Source organism: Paraburkholderia phymatum STM815, assembly GCF_000020045.1.
GTDB lineage: Bacteria > Pseudomonadota > Gammaproteobacteria > Burkholderiales > Burkholderiaceae > Paraburkholderia > Paraburkholderia phymatum.
Map to the genome: position 1 here is coordinate 3,033,566 of NC_010622.1, position 13,960 is coordinate 3,047,525.

The window sequence follows — 13,960 nt, forward strand, 5'->3', positions numbered from 1 at the left end:
GATCGGCGTAGAATCGATTTCGACTATCTCCCGGAATCGACTGTCCGGATCACACTGCTCACAGCCAGACACTCATTTCATCATGAAACTACTCCCTGAAATCCAAGCCGCCCGCGGTGAAATTCAGACGCTCCGACGAACGATCCACGCCAATCCGGAATTGAGGTATGAGGAGACGCAGACAGCGTCTTTGGTCGCCAAAACGCTGGCCGGATGGGGTATCGAAGTGCATGAGGGAATCGGTAAAACCGGCGTGGTCGGCGTGCTCAAGCGCGGCGCAGGACCGAAATCGATCGGCTTGCGCGCCGACATGGACGCGCTGCCTATCCAGGAATTGAATACTTTCGACCATCGGTCGAAAAACGAAGGGAAGATGCACGCGTGCGGCCACGACGGGCATACTGCGATGCTACTCGGCGCTGCGCGACATCTTGCAAAACACGGCGATTTCGACGGTACGATCGTGTTCATCTTCCAGCCCGCCGAGGAAGGCGGAGCCGGCGCGCAAGCTATGATCGACGATGGCTTGTTCACGCGCTTTCCGGTCGATGCGGTGTTCGGCATTCACAACTGGCCGGGCATGCCGGCTGGGCATTTCGGTGTTACCGAAGGCCCGATCATGGCATCCAGTAACGAATTTCGCATCCAAATCAAAGGCGTGGGGGCGCATGCGGCGTTGCCCCACAATGGACGCGATCCGGTTTTCACTGCTGTGCAGATCGCAAATGGGTTACAAAGCGTGATCACGCGCAGCAAGAAGCCGCTCGATACAGCTGTCCTTTCGATTACGCAAATTCATGCCGGCGATGCCGTGAACGTCGTTCCGGATCAAGCATGGCTCGCGGGTACAGTGCGAACTTTCACGACGGAGACGCTCGATCTGATTGAGTCACGGATGCGCAAGATTGTGCAAAGCACCGCCGACGCGTATGAGTGTTCCGTTGAGATGACGTTTCACCGTAACTATCCGCCGACAATCAATAGCAGCAACGAGACACAGTTTGCCGCAAGAGTGATGCGGGAAGTCGTTGGAGACGAGAAGGTCGACGCTTCCGTCGAACCGACGATGGGCGCCGAGGACTTTTCCTTCATGCTGCTGGCAAAGCCCGGGTGTTATGCGTTTCTGGGCAACGGCGAAGGTGGTCACCGCGAGGCGGGACACGGTGCGGGCCCCTGCATGCTGCACAACGCGAGCTACGATTTCAACGATGAACTGCTGCCGGTGGGTGCGACATACTGGGTTCGGTTGGCCGAGAGATTTTTGGCCGCAGGGTAAGAGCCGAACATTTAGCGCCGCGCGGAGTTGGCGACCGACTGCAAGACTTAAGGCAGAATCGTTATCGTCATCTCGCGCCTCGGATCCCGCTTTAAGTTGTTGTCGAACCCCGATGCCGCGATGCCTGAACTTGTGAGGGACGTGGCGGGCCGCACGAACGGTCAGAAGTGAATTATTGAGTGGTGCATGCTGAAACATCGACCGCACAAACGCCAAGACCCCGCTTTTGAGGGCGGGGTCATGGCGATGGATAAGGAGCCTGACGATTACCTACTTTCACACGGGCAATCCGCACTATCATCGGCGTGGAGTCGTTTCACGGTCCTGTTCGGGATGGGAAGGGGTGGGACCGACTCGCTATGGTCATCAGGCATGACGGGTTGCTGCGTCGCATCGCGGTGCGCCACAGCCAATCTGGAAGAAGCGTAAAGAGGGGGGTTGTGTTGTGTCGTGTTGCGGGCACAACGCTGTTGTCTCAACCTGTGTGGTACCGAGACAGACCTGTTATAGGATCAAGCCTTACGGGCAATTAGTATCAGTTAGCTTAACGCATTACTGCGCTTCCACACCTGACCTATCAACGTCCTGGTCTTGAACGACCCTTCAAGGGGCTCGAAGCCCCGGGGATATCTCATCTTAAGGCGAGTTTCCCGCTTAGATGCTTTCAGCGGTTATCTCTTCCGAACATAGCTACCCGGCGATGCCACTGGCGTGACAACCGGTACACCAGAGGTTCGTCCACTCCGGTCCTCTCGTACTAGGAGCAGCCCCCTTCAAATATCCAGCGCCCACGGCAGATAGGGACCAAACTGTCTCACGACGTTTTAAACCCAGCTCACGTACCTCTTTAAATGGCGAACAGCCATACCCTTGGGACCGGCTACAGCCCCAGGATGAGATGAGCCGACATCGAGGTGCCAAACACCGCCGTCGATATGAACTCTTGGGCGGTATCAGCCTGTTATCCCCAGAGTACCTTTTATCCGTTGAGCGATGGCCCTTCCATACAGAACCACCGGATCACTATGACCTGCTTTCGCACCTGCTCGACTTGTCGGTCTCGCAGTTAAGCACGCTTATGCCATTGCACTATCAGCACGATTTCCGACCGTACCTAGCGTACCTTCGTACTCCTCCGTTACACTTTGGGAGGAGACCGCCCCAGTCAAACTGCCCACCATGCACTGTCCCCGACCCGGATCACGGGCCAAGGTTAGAACCTCAAACAAACCAGGGTGGTATTTCAAGGACGGCTCCACGCAAACTGGCGTTCACGCTTCATAGCCTCCCACCTATCCTACACAGATCGGTTCAAAGTCCAATGCAAAGCTACAGTAAAGGTTCATGGGGTCTTTCCGTCTAGCCGCGGGGAGATTGCATCATCACAAACACTTCAACTTCGCTGAGTCTCGGGAGGAGACAGTGTGGCCATCGTTACGCCATTCGTGCAGGTCGGAACTTACCCGACAAGGAATTTCGCTACCTTAGGACCGTTATAGTTACGGCCGCCGTTTACCGGGACTTCAATCAAGAGCTTGCACCCCATCATTTAATCTTCCGGCACCGGGCAGGCGTCACACCCTATACGTCCACTTTCGTGTTTGCAGAGTGCTGTGTTTTTATTAAACAGTCGCAGCCACCAGTTTATTGCAACCCCTTCACCCTCTGCGCGCAGGCGCATCAAGCTACAGGGGCGTACCTTATCCCGAAGTTACGGTACCAATTTGCCGAGTTCCTTCTCCCGAGTTCTCTCAAGCGCCTTAGAATACTCATCTCGCCCACCTGTGTCGGTTTGCGGTACGGTCAATGTGAAACTGAAGCTTAGAGGCTTTTCCTGGAACCCCTTCCGATTGCTTCGTCGCCTAAGCGACTCGCGCCACGCCCTTGAATCCCGTGCCCGGATTTGCCAGAGCACCTTCTCCAACGCAGCGACCGGGACTTCCAACACCCGGACAACCTTCCGCGATCCGTCCCCCCATCGCATTTCACACTGGTGCAGGAATATTGACCTGCTTCCCATCAGCTACGCATTTCTGCCTCGCCTTAGGGGCCGACTCACCCTACGCCGATGAACGTTGCGTAGGAAACCTTGGGCTTACGGCGAGGGGGCCTTTCACCCCCTTTATCGCTACTCATGTCAGCATTCGCACTTCCGATACCTCCAGCACACTTTCCAGTGCACCTTCGCAGGCTTACGGAACGCTCTCCTACCATGCGTGCAAAGCACGCATCCGCAGCTTCGGTATATGGCTTAGCCCCGTTACATCTTCCGCGCAGGACGACTCGATCAGTGAGCTATTACGCTTTCTTTAAAGGGTGGCTGCTTCTAAGCCAACCTCCTGACTGTTTTAGCCTTCCCACTTCGTTTCCCACTTAGCCATATTTGGGGACCTTAGCTGGCGGTCTGGGTTGTTTCCCTCTTGACACCGGACGTTAGCACCCGATGTCTGTCTCCCGTGATTGCACTCTTCGGTATTCGGAGTTTGCTATGGCGAGGTAATCCGCAATGGACCCCTCAACCATGACAGTGCTCTACCCCCGAAGGTGATACACGAGGCACTACCTAAATAGTTTTCGGAGAGAACCAGCTATTTCCAGGTTTGTTTAGCCTTTCACCCCTATCCACAGCTCATCCCCTAACTTTTCAACGTTAGTGGGTTCGGACCTCCAGTACGTGTTACCGCACCTTCATCCTGGCCATGGATAGATCACCTGGTTTCGGGTCTACACCCAGCGACTGATTCGCCCTGTTCGGACTCGCTTTCGCTACGCCTGCCCTAATCGGTTAAGCTCGCCACTGAATGTAAGTCGCTGACCCATTATACAAAAGGTACGCCGTCACCCCTTGCGAGGCTCCGACTGTTTGTATGCATGCGGTTTCAGGATCTGTTTCACTCCCCTCCCGGGGTTCTTTTCGCCTTTCCCTCACGGTACTGGTTCACTATCGGTCGATCACGAGTATTTAGCCTTGGAGGATGGTCCCCCCATCTTCAGACAGGATTTCACGTGTCCCGCCCTACTTGTCGTACACCCAGTTCTTCCTCGCTGTTTTCGCCTACGGGGCTATCACCCACTATGGCCGCACTTTCCAGAGCGTTCGGCTAACAACGAAGATAAAGAGTACAGGCTGGTCCCATTTCGCTCGCCACTACTTTGGGAATCTCGGTTGATTTCTTTTCCTGCGGTTACTTAGATGTTTCAGTTCACCGCGTTCGCTCCACGCAACCTATGGATTCAGTTGCGGGTGACCCATACGGGCCGGGTTTCCCCATTCGGATATCGGTGGATCAAAGCTCGTTTGCCAGCTCCCCACCGCTTTTCGCAGGCTACCGCGTCCTTCATCGCCTGTGATCGCCAAGGCATCCACCACATGCACTTGTTCGCTTGACCCTATAACGGGTATGTCTCTTTCGATAACATCCGCTACAGGTTGAGTTTTCGCGTGTCGGTCCACGTTCGTGCCTCAGCACTTATCGGGGAGCCCACACACTGCGTGTTGTGCCGTATTCCAAGGCTGTCTTTCGACAACCCTTAAATACTTTCGATACAATCACAACCCTGATTCGCCTACTCGCGCGCCCATCTCTAAGCACGCTTTCGCGAATCTCTTTACTACTTCTTCCTGATTGTTAAAGAACGACAGCCGATATGCGCTTGCGCGCATCCAGTCTGACTGGCTCAATTGCCAATGCATAACGCGCGGCCCCCTTCCGGACCGGACACTAGGCATTGGAAACTGGTGGAGGATGACGGGATCGAACCGACGACCCCCCTGCTTGCAAAGCAGGTGCTCTCCCAGCTGAGCTAATCCCCCGCAGATACCGCACCTTGAGGTTTCACTCGTCACACCGCAGACAACGTGGTGGGTCTGGTTGGATTCGAACCAACGACCCCCGCCTTATCAAGACGGTGCTCTAACCGACTGAGCTACAGACCCCTCAAAGCCTGTCTTCAAACAACAGCCGACAAGTGTGAGCGCTCAACTTGTGAACGCGAAGCTCTGGAAAGGAGGTGATCCAGCCGCACCTTCCGATACGGCTACCTTGTTACGACTTCACCCCAGTCATGAATCCTACCGTGGTGACCGTCCTCCTTGCGGTTAGACTAGCCACTTCTGGTAAAACCCACTCCCATGGTGTGACGGGCGGTGTGTACAAGACCCGGGAACGTATTCACCGCGGCATGCTGATCCGCGATTACTAGCGATTCCAGCTTCACGCAGTCGAGTTGCAGACTGCGATCCGGACTACGATCGGTTTTCTGGGATTGGCTCCGCCTCGCGGCTTGGCAACCCTCTGTTCCGACCATTGTATGACGTGTGAAGCCCTACCCATAAGGGCCATGAGGACTTGACGTCATCCCCACCTTCCTCCGGTTTGTCACCGGCAGTCTCCCTAGAGTGCTCTTGCGTAGCAACTAGGGACAAGGGTTGCGCTCGTTGCGGGACTTAACCCAACATCTCACGACACGAGCTGACGACAGCCATGCAGCACCTGTGTTACGGCTCCCTTTCGGGCACCCTCACCTCTCGGCAAGGTTCCGTACATGTCAAGGGTAGGTAAGGTTTTTCGCGTTGCATCGAATTAATCCACATCATCCACCGCTTGTGCGGGTCCCCGTCAATTCCTTTGAGTTTTAATCTTGCGACCGTACTCCCCAGGCGGTCAACTTCACGCGTTAGCTACGTTACCAAGTCAATGAAGACCCGACAACTAGTTGACATCGTTTAGGGCGTGGACTACCAGGGTATCTAATCCTGTTTGCTCCCCACGCTTTCGTGCATGAGCGTCAGTATTGGCCCAGGGGGCTGCCTTCGCCATCGGTATTCCTCCACATCTCTACGCATTTCACTGCTACACGTGGAATTCTACCCCCCTCTGCCATACTCTAGCCCGCCAGTCACCAATGCAGTTCCCAGGTTAAGCCCGGGGATTTCACATCGGTCTTAGCGAACCGCCTGCGCACGCTTTACGCCCAGTAATTCCGATTAACGCTCGCACCCTACGTATTACCGCGGCTGCTGGCACGTAGTTAGCCGGTGCTTATTCTTCCGGTACCGTCATCCTCCACCGGTATTGGCGGCGAAGTTTTCTTTCCGGACAAAAGTGCTTTACAACCCGAAGGCCTTCTTCACACACGCGGCATTGCTGGATCAGGGTTGCCCCCATTGTCCAAAATTCCCCACTGCTGCCTCCCGTAGGAGTCTGGGCCGTGTCTCAGTCCCAGTGTGGCTGGTCGTCCTCTCAGACCAGCTACAGATCGTCGCCTTGGTAGGCCTTTACCCCACCAACTAGCTAATCTGCCATCGGCCGCCCCTTGAGCGCGAGGTCCGAAGATCCCCCGCTTTCCTCCTCAGAGCGTATGCGGTATTAATCCGGCTTTCGCCGGGCTATCCCCCACTCCAGGACACGTTCCGATGTATTACTCACCCGTTCGCCACTCGCCGCCAGGCCGAAGCCCGCGCTGCCGTCCGACTTGCATGTGTAAGGCATGCCGCCAGCGTTCAATCTGAGCCAGGATCAAACTCTTCAGTTCAAACCTGTTACTGTTTTTCGGGCTCTCTCGAACCCGGTCGCTCACTCAAAATCACTGACGAAAGATCTGATTGCTCAAACCTTCCTCAATTTCTTCGTGTGAGACTCGATTACTTTCGCTATTGCGGCAATCCGAAGATCACCGCGCGCTCGCCATCGAGCACCCACACTTATCGGCTGTTAGTTTTTAAAGAACATTCGCAGGAAGCGCCTTGCTTTCACCGCGTTGCTGCGTCAGCAGCAGAGAAACGAGATTATGAAGAACCTTTTTCGTTTCGTCAACCGGTTTTTTAACTACCCAACCTGTCGACTCCATCGGAAAGCCCGTCAATGCTGGCTCCCCTGTCCTTCTCCGCTTCTCCCGCGCCACGTTGTCCGCAGCGCGAAAGAGCGGAATTCTAGGCGCTCGCGTGAGCACTTGCAAGCGCTTTTTTGACGAGTTCCATCAACGATGCTTGAAAACCGGCTTGCGCTTCTCAACGAAGGCCGCCATCCCTTCTTTCTGATCCTCAGTCGCGAACAGCGAATGAAACAGCCTGCGCTCGAAATGCACGCCCTCGGCCAGCGTCGTCTCATACGCGCGATTCACCGACTCCTTCACCATCATCACTGCCGGAATTGGAAACTCTGCGATCGTCGCGGCCGCAGCAATTGCCTCATCAATCAGATCCGCAGCGGGAATCACGCGCGACACCAATCCCGATCGCTCAGCCTCGGCGGCATCCATGAAACGTGCAGTCAAGCACATATCCATTGCTTTGGCCTTTGATACCGCACGCGGCAAGCGTTGCGTTCCACCTGCTCCCGGCATGATGCCCAGCTTGATTTCCGGTTGACCGAACTTGGCGGTGTCGGCCGCAAAGATGATGTCGCACATCATCGCGAGCTCGCAGCCGCCACCCAATGCGAACCCGGCTACCGCCGCAATGATCGGCTTGCGAACTGACCGGATTGCCTCCCAGTTCCTGGTGATGTAGTCGCCCTTATAGACATCCATATAGGAATACGTCGCCATCATTCCGATGTCTGCACCCGCCGCAAATGCCTTTTCGCTCCCGGTTACGACAAGTGCGCCAATGTTTTCATCCGAGTCGAACGCGCGTAGCGCCGCTCCCAATTCGTCCATGAGAGCATCGTTAAGCGCGTTCAACGCCTTCGGACGATTCAGCGTAATCAACCCGACGCGGCCGCGCGTCTCAACCAGAATGTTTTCGAATGCCATGCACTCCTCCTAAGTGTTTACCTGCAGACGCAAGGGGCTCGCGCCGCATCCCAATAATGCTAACATTCACCAACCAACCGGTCGGTCAATAAATCGACGAGGTTCCTTCTAACGTTCAGTCAGAAACCTGCCCGCCATGACCCACTCACTCTTCACGAAGCACGAAGACACGCTGCAGAAAGCACTCGCCGCCATCGAAACCCGCGGCTACTGGAGCCCGTTCTCCGAAATGCCGAGTCCCAAAGTGTACGGGGAAACCGCCAATGCGGACGGCGAGTCTGCATTCAAGGCTCATCTGAATAAGACCTTCGAACTGGATCAGCCGAGCACGGGTGAGACGGTCGGCGCCGAGCAATCGCCGTTCGGCTTTCCGCTGGGCATCCGTTACCCGAAATCGGATCCCGATGCGCTCATCGCCGCAGCATCCCACGCCCAGCGCCAATGGCGCGAAGCCGGACCCAAAGCCTGGGTAGGCGTAAGCCTTGAAGTCCTTGCGCGCATCAATCGCCTTAGTTTCGAGATCGGCTACAGCGTGATGCACACCACCGGCCAGGCATTCATGATGGCTTTCCAAGCGGGTGGTCCCCACGCCCAAGATCGCGCACTTGAAGCCGTCGCCTATGCCTGGGATCAACTGCGCCGGATTCCGGCCGACGCCCATTGGGAAAAGCCGCAAGGCAAGAATCCTCCGCTCGCGATGCGAAAGCACTTCACCATCGTGCCACGCGGCACGGGTCTCGTGCTCGGCTGCTGCACGTTTCCGACGTGGAATGGCTACCCCGGCCTGTTCGCAGACCTGGCAACGGGCAACACCGTGATTGTCAAACCGCACCCAGGCGCAATCCTGCCGCTTGCAATTACTGTCCGCGTCGCTCGCGAAGTTTTGCGCGAAGCCGGCTTCGATCCGAACGTCGTTACCTTGCTCGCGACGGATCCAAACGACGGGGAACTCGTTCAGGCCCTTGCGCAACGCCCGGAGATCAAGTTGATCGATTTCACGGGCAGCACACAAAACGGTACCTGGCTCGAACGGAATGCGCATCAGGCGCAAGTGTTCACCGAAAAGGCCGGCGTGAACCAGATCGTGATCGACTCGGTCGACGACATCAAATCCGCCGCGCGCAACATCGCCTTCTCGCTCGCGCTGTACTCGGGTCAGATGTGCACGGCCCCGCAAAACATCTATGTGCCGCGCGACGGCGTCCGCACCGCTGCAGGCCCGCTTTCGTTCGAAGCAGTTGCCGAAGCGATTGCGAGCGCCGTCCAGAAGCTCGGTTCGGACCCGGCGCGCGCAGTCGAACTGCTCGGGGCGATCCAAAACGAAGGCGTCGCACGACGTATCGATGAAGCGCGCAAGCTCGGTCGCGTTCTGGCTGATAGTCAATCACTTCAGCACCCCGCGTTCGAAGGCGCCCGCGTGCGCACGCCGCTGGTTATGCAACTCGATGCTGCAAAGGACCAGGCGAAGTTCACCAAGGAATGGTTCGGTCCCATCTCGTTCGTGATAGCGACGGATTCGACCGAACAGTCGCTCGAGCTAGCCGGCCAGATCGCCTCCGAACACGGCGCGCTAACGCTCTCCGTTTACAGCACCGACGAAAGCGTGCTCGAAGCGGCCACGGACGCTTCGATTCAAGGCGGCGTGGCACTTTCGATCAACCTGACTGGCGGCGTATTCGTCAATCAGTCGGCCGCGTTCTCGGACTTCCACGGGACGGGAGCCAACCCCGCTGCCAATGCCGCGCTCGCTGACGCCGCCTTCGTCGCGAACCGCTTCCGTGTCGTTCAGAGTCGAGTTCATGTTGAACCGAAGACGGTTGCCGCATAAGCCGCCCGAACAATATAGGACGTTTGACCGACGTTTTGGCCTATAACTTCTGCGCGACTGAAAACGCGCCAGACGTCGAACTAAGATGCAGTTCAAGGGCGCGCGCACATCCGCCCGCCCGCTCTTCGCTGGAACTCCGACATGACCGACGCTTTTATCTGTGACGCGATCCGCACTCCTTTCGGCCGCTATGGCGGCGCCTTGAAAGATGTCCGCGCGGACGACCTGGGCGCTGTTCCGATCAAGGCGCTCATCGAAAGAAATCCGGGCGTGGAGTGGCGCGCGCTCGACGACGTGATCTACGGCTGCGCCAATCAGGCCGGCGAGGACAACCGCAATGTCGCACGCATGTCGGCGCTGCTCGCAGGCTTGCCGACAGACGCCCCAGGTTCCACGATCAACCGGCTTTGCGGTTCGGGCATGGACGCAGTCGGCACGGCAGCCCGCGCGATCAAGGCAGGCGAGGCTCGCCTGATGATCGCGGGTGGCGTGGAAAGCATGACGCGCGCGCCTTTCGTGATGGGCAAAGCAACGTCGGCATTTTCGCGCCAATCGGAGATTTATGACACGACCATCGGATGGCGCTTCGTCAATGCGCAAATGAAGCGCGTATACGGCGTCGATTCGATGCCCGAAACGGCAGAGAATGTCGCCGTCGATTTCGAAATCAGTCGCGCCGATCAGGACGCGTTCGCACTGCGCAGCCAGGAAAAGGCAGCGCGCGCGCAACGCGACGGCACGCTCGCGCACGAAATCGTGCCCGTCGAGATTCCGCAGAAAAAGGGCGACCCGGTCTGCGTGACGCTAGACGAGCATCCGCGCGAAACGTCGCTCGAAGCACTGGGCAAACTGAAGGGCGTTGTGCGTCCGGACGGTTCGGTCACGGCGGGTAATGCGTCGGGCGTCAACGACGGCGCTTGCGCTCTGCTCATCGCCAACCAGGCAGCAACTGAACAATACGGCCTGCGTCGCCGCGCTCGTGTGATCGGTATGGCGACTGCCGGCGTCGAGCCGCGCATCATGGGTATCGGCCCTGCACCCGCCACGCAGAAACTGCTGAAACAGCTGAATATGACGCTCGACCAGTTCGACGTAATCGAACTCAACGAAGCGTTCGCGTCGCAAGGTCTGGCCGTTCTTCGGCAACTCGGCTTGCGTGACGACGACCCGCGCGTGAACCCGAACGGCGGCGCCATCGCGCTGGGTCACCCGCTTGGCGCTTCCGGCGCGCGTCTGATTACGACAGCGCTCTATCAGCTCGAACGCACGGGTGGCAGTTACGCCCTGTGCACCATGTGTATCGGTGTCGGCCAGGGCATCGCGCTCGCCATCGAGCGCGTCTGAGCGCCCCCCCATCCGGAACGTATGCAGACGAGGAGACATTCGATGCCCTTTGAAGCGATCCGCGTCCACATCGACGCGACGACGCACGTCGCCACCGTGACGCTAAACCGCCCCGACAAGCTGAACAGTTTCACGCGCGCAATGCACGACGAACTGAGCGCGGCGCTAGACGAAGTCGAGGCCTCCCGTGCGCGTGCCCTCGTGCTGACGGGGGCAGGCCGCGGGTTTTGCGCCGGTCAGGATCTGGCCGATCTCGACTTCACGCCGGGCGCGATGACGGACCTCGGCGACCTGATCGACAGGCACTTCAATCCATTGATCCGCCGTTTGCAGGCGCTGCCGCTGCCCGTCATCGCCGCCGTGAACGGCACGGCCGCGGGCGCAGGCGCGAATCTCGCGCTCGCCTGCGATCTGGTGCTGGCCGCGCGTTCTGCCAGCTTTATCCAGGCGTTCGTCAAAATCGGGCTGGTACCCGATTCCGGCGGCACGTGGTTCCTGCCGCAGCGCGTCGGCATGGCTCGCGCATTGGGACTGGCGATCACCGGCGACAAGCTCAACGCGGAAAAGGCCGAAAGCTGGGGTCTCATCTGGCAGGCCGTCGACGATGCCGAGCTGCAGACCGCAGCCGGCACGCTCGCCGCGCAACTCGCGCAACAACCGACGCGTGCGATTGCGGCCATCAAGCAGGCCATGCGCTCGAGCGCAACACAAACGCTCGATCAGCAGCTCGATCTCGAGCGCGACATGCAGCGCGAACTCGGCGCGTCACAAGACTACGCAGAGGGTGTCCGCGCGTTCATCGAAAAGCGCGCACCGCGCTTCGAGGGCCGCTGACATGTCCACGCAACCCGACGTTGGCAACGCCATGACAGCCGACGAACTCGCCCGCGCAACCGCCGAAGCCATGTATGCAAACGACGCCTGCAGCAAGGCACTCGGCATCGAAATCGTCGAAGTGCGCGCCGGCTACGCGCGCCTGCGCATGAACGTACGGCCCGACTTTCTGAACGGTCACCAGATATGTCACGGTGGCCTGATATTCACCCTGGCCGACTCGGCATTCGCGTTCGCCTGTAACTCGTACAACATCAACACCGTCGCAGCGGGCTGTTCCATCGAGTTTCTGCGCCCCGTGCAAGCTGACGAGGTTCTCACGGCAGAAGCAGTTGAGCAGACATTGAGCGGCCGCAACGGCATCTACGACATTCGCGTCACGAATCGCGCAAACGAGATCGTTGCGATGTTTCGCGGCAAGTCCGCGCAGATCAAAGGCACGGTGATCCCCGTCGACAACTGACGGGCAGCCTCACCCTTTCAAGAAATTGCGTCGCCTTTCGCGCGGCATCCTATTCTGAAAAGCAAGGAGACATTCGATGACTACCCAGCTCCCGCTCGATCCGATCGAAAAGGCGAGCCGCGACGAGCTCGCCGGGCTTCAACTCGAACGGCTGAAATGGTCGCTCGCGCACGCGTATGAAAATTCGCCTGTCTACCGACGTAAATTCGACGAAGCGGGCGTACATCCGGCCGAGCTGAAGACGCTGTCCGACCTGTCACGCTTCCCGTTCACCACGAAGAAGGATCTTCGTGATAACTACCCGTTCGGCCTGTTCGCCGTACCGCAAGAACGGATCTCGCGAATCCACGCGTCGTCGGGCACCACGGGCAAGCCAACCGTCGTCGGTTATACGGCGCGCGATATCGACAACTGGGCGAACCTGGTCGCGCGCTCTATCCGCGCAGCAGGCGCGCGACGTGGCGACAAGGTACACGTGAGCTACGGCTACGGCCTCTTTACGGGCGGTCTCGGCGCGCACTACGGCGCCGAGCGCGCGGGCCTGACCGTCATTCCGTTTGGCGGCGGGCAAACCGAGAAGCAGGTGCAACTGATCCAGGACTTCCGCCCCGACATCATCATGGTGACGCCGAGCTATATGCTCTCCATTGCCGATGAGCTGGAACGCCAAGGCGTCAATCCCAGAGATTGCTCGCTGCGCATCGGCATCTTTGGTGCGGAGCCGTGGACGAACGACATGCGCCGCGCGATCGAAGAACGGATGGGCATCGACGCCGTCGACATCTACGGTCTGTCGGAGGTGATGGGGCCGGGCGTGGCGTCGGAATGCGTCGAAACCAAGGACGGCCCGACGATCTGGGAAGATCACTTTTATCCCGAGATCATCGATCCCGAGACAGGCGACGTGCTGCCAGACGGCGAACTGGGCGAACTCGTGTTCACATCGCTGACGAAGGAAGCGTTGCCTATCATCCGTTATCGCACGCGCGATCTCACGCGTCTGCTGCCCGGCACCGCGCGGACGATGCGTCGAATGGAAAAGATCACCGGCCGCTCGGACGACATGATGATCATCCGCGGCGTCAATGTGTTCCCGACGCAGATCGAAGAGTTGCTGCTCAAGCAGCACGCGCTCGCGCCGCACTACCAGATCGTGCTCACCAAGGAAGGCCCGCTGGACGTGATGACACTGAACGTCGAACCCTGTCCGGAAACCGCGCCGGACACGGTCGCGCTGACGGCGGCGAAACAGGCGCTGGCTTACGACATCAAGGCGCTGATCGGCGTGACGGCGAACGTGGTGCTGCTCGGCGTGAACGGCATCGAGCGTTCGGTGGGCAAGGCGCGTCGCGTGATCGACAAGCGCAGGGCAGGCGCCTAAGCGTCAATGCCGCAAACTGCCGGCTGACAAAAACGAAAGCCCGACGGCGGTGATGACAGCCGTCGGGCTTTCCAGTTC

At 58.4% G+C, this 13,960-nt stretch carries 7 protein-coding genes, 2 tRNA genes and 3 rRNA genes; 6 read left to right on the top strand and 6 right to left on the bottom strand.

The window, feature by feature from the left end; genetic code table 11:
* The first annotated feature begins 82 nt into the window (after positions 1-82).
* Complete coding sequence (locus BPHY_RS13625) at positions 83-1,276, top strand: M20 aminoacylase family protein (RefSeq protein WP_012402058.1); 1,194 nt, start codon at positions 83-85, stop codon at positions 1,274-1,276.
* 257 nt (positions 1,277-1,533) lie between these two features.
* On the opposite strand, the gene rrf is transcribed toward BPHY_RS13625, so the two are convergent.
* The 6 genes from rrf to BPHY_RS13655 form a co-directional block, all read right to left on the bottom strand.
* A 5S ribosomal RNA gene (rrf, locus tag BPHY_RS13630) occupies positions 1,534-1,647 on the bottom strand.
* Positions 1,648-1,784: 137 nt separating this feature from the next.
* A 23S ribosomal RNA gene (locus BPHY_RS13635) occupies positions 1,785-4,666 on the bottom strand.
* A 347-nt stretch (positions 4,667-5,013) separates the two neighbouring features.
* Positions 5,014-5,090: transfer RNA gene (locus BPHY_RS13640), tRNA-Ala, on the bottom strand.
* A gap of 46 nt (positions 5,091-5,136) precedes the next feature.
* Positions 5,137-5,213, bottom strand: a tRNA-Ile gene (locus BPHY_RS13645).
* A 67-nt stretch (positions 5,214-5,280) separates the two neighbouring features.
* Positions 5,281-6,811: ribosomal RNA gene (locus BPHY_RS13650) — 16S ribosomal RNA — on the bottom strand.
* The 16S, 23S and 5S rRNA genes sit together here with 2 tRNA genes alongside, the layout of an rRNA operon.
* Before the next feature lie 444 nt (positions 6,812-7,255).
* Positions 7,256-8,032, bottom strand: coding sequence for an enoyl-CoA hydratase (locus tag BPHY_RS13655; protein ID WP_012402059.1), 777 nt, complete (start codon positions 8,030-8,032; stop codon positions 7,256-7,258).
* 136 nt (positions 8,033-8,168) lie between these two features.
* On the opposite strand from BPHY_RS13655, the gene paaN reads away from it, so the two are divergent.
* The 5 genes from paaN (at position 8,169) to paaK (ending at position 13,882) form a co-directional block, all read left to right on the top strand.
* The gene (paaN, locus tag BPHY_RS13660) at positions 8,169-9,860 is read left to right on the top strand and encodes a phenylacetic acid degradation protein PaaN (protein ID WP_012402060.1); all 1,692 of its coding nucleotides are present in this window, start codon (positions 8,169-8,171) and stop codon (positions 9,858-9,860) included.
* 141 nt (positions 9,861-10,001) lie between these two features.
* Positions 10,002-11,204: a 3-oxoadipyl-CoA thiolase gene (gene pcaF, locus BPHY_RS13665; protein ID WP_012402061.1), complete on the top strand. Its 1,203-nt coding sequence runs from the start codon at positions 10,002-10,004 to the stop codon at positions 11,202-11,204.
* Between the two features lie 42 nt (positions 11,205-11,246).
* Complete coding sequence (gene paaG / locus BPHY_RS13670) at positions 11,247-12,038, top strand: 2-(1,2-epoxy-1,2-dihydrophenyl)acetyl-CoA isomerase PaaG (protein ID WP_012402062.1); 792 nt, start codon at positions 11,247-11,249, stop codon at positions 12,036-12,038.
* A 1-nt stretch (position 12,039) separates the two neighbouring features.
* Entirely contained in the window at positions 12,040-12,501 is a 462-nt protein-coding gene (paaI, locus tag BPHY_RS13675; protein WP_012402063.1) for a hydroxyphenylacetyl-CoA thioesterase PaaI, read from the top strand.
* 76 nt (positions 12,502-12,577) lie between these two features.
* Positions 12,578-13,882, top strand: coding sequence for a phenylacetate--CoA ligase PaaK (paaK, locus tag BPHY_RS13680; RefSeq protein ID WP_012402064.1), 1,305 nt, complete (start codon positions 12,578-12,580; stop codon positions 13,880-13,882).
* The last annotated feature ends 78 nt before the right edge of the window (positions 13,883-13,960 follow it).

What these genes read in the sequence shown, in the direction of transcription:
- BPHY_RS13655 (WP_012402059.1), bottom strand. Translation starts at nt 8,032, where the DNA reads ATGGCATTCGAAAACATTCTGGTTGAGACGCGCGGCCGCGTCGGGTTG.
- paaN (WP_012402060.1), top strand. Translation starts at nt 8,169, where the DNA reads ATGACCCACTCACTCTTCACGAAGCACGAAGACACGCTGCAGAAAGCA.
- paaK (WP_012402064.1), top strand. Translation starts at nt 12,578, where the DNA reads ATGACTACCCAGCTCCCGCTCGATCCGATCGAAAAGGCGAGCCGCGAC.
- paaI (WP_012402063.1), top strand. Translation starts at nt 12,040, where the DNA reads ATGTCCACGCAACCCGACGTTGGCAACGCCATGACAGCCGACGAACTC.
- BPHY_RS13625 (WP_012402058.1), top strand. Translation starts at nt 83, where the DNA reads ATGAAACTACTCCCTGAAATCCAAGCCGCCCGCGGTGAAATTCAGACG.
- paaG (WP_012402062.1), top strand. Translation starts at nt 11,247, where the DNA reads ATGCCCTTTGAAGCGATCCGCGTCCACATCGACGCGACGACGCACGTC.
- pcaF (WP_012402061.1), top strand. Translation starts at nt 10,002, where the DNA reads ATGACCGACGCTTTTATCTGTGACGCGATCCGCACTCCTTTCGGCCGC.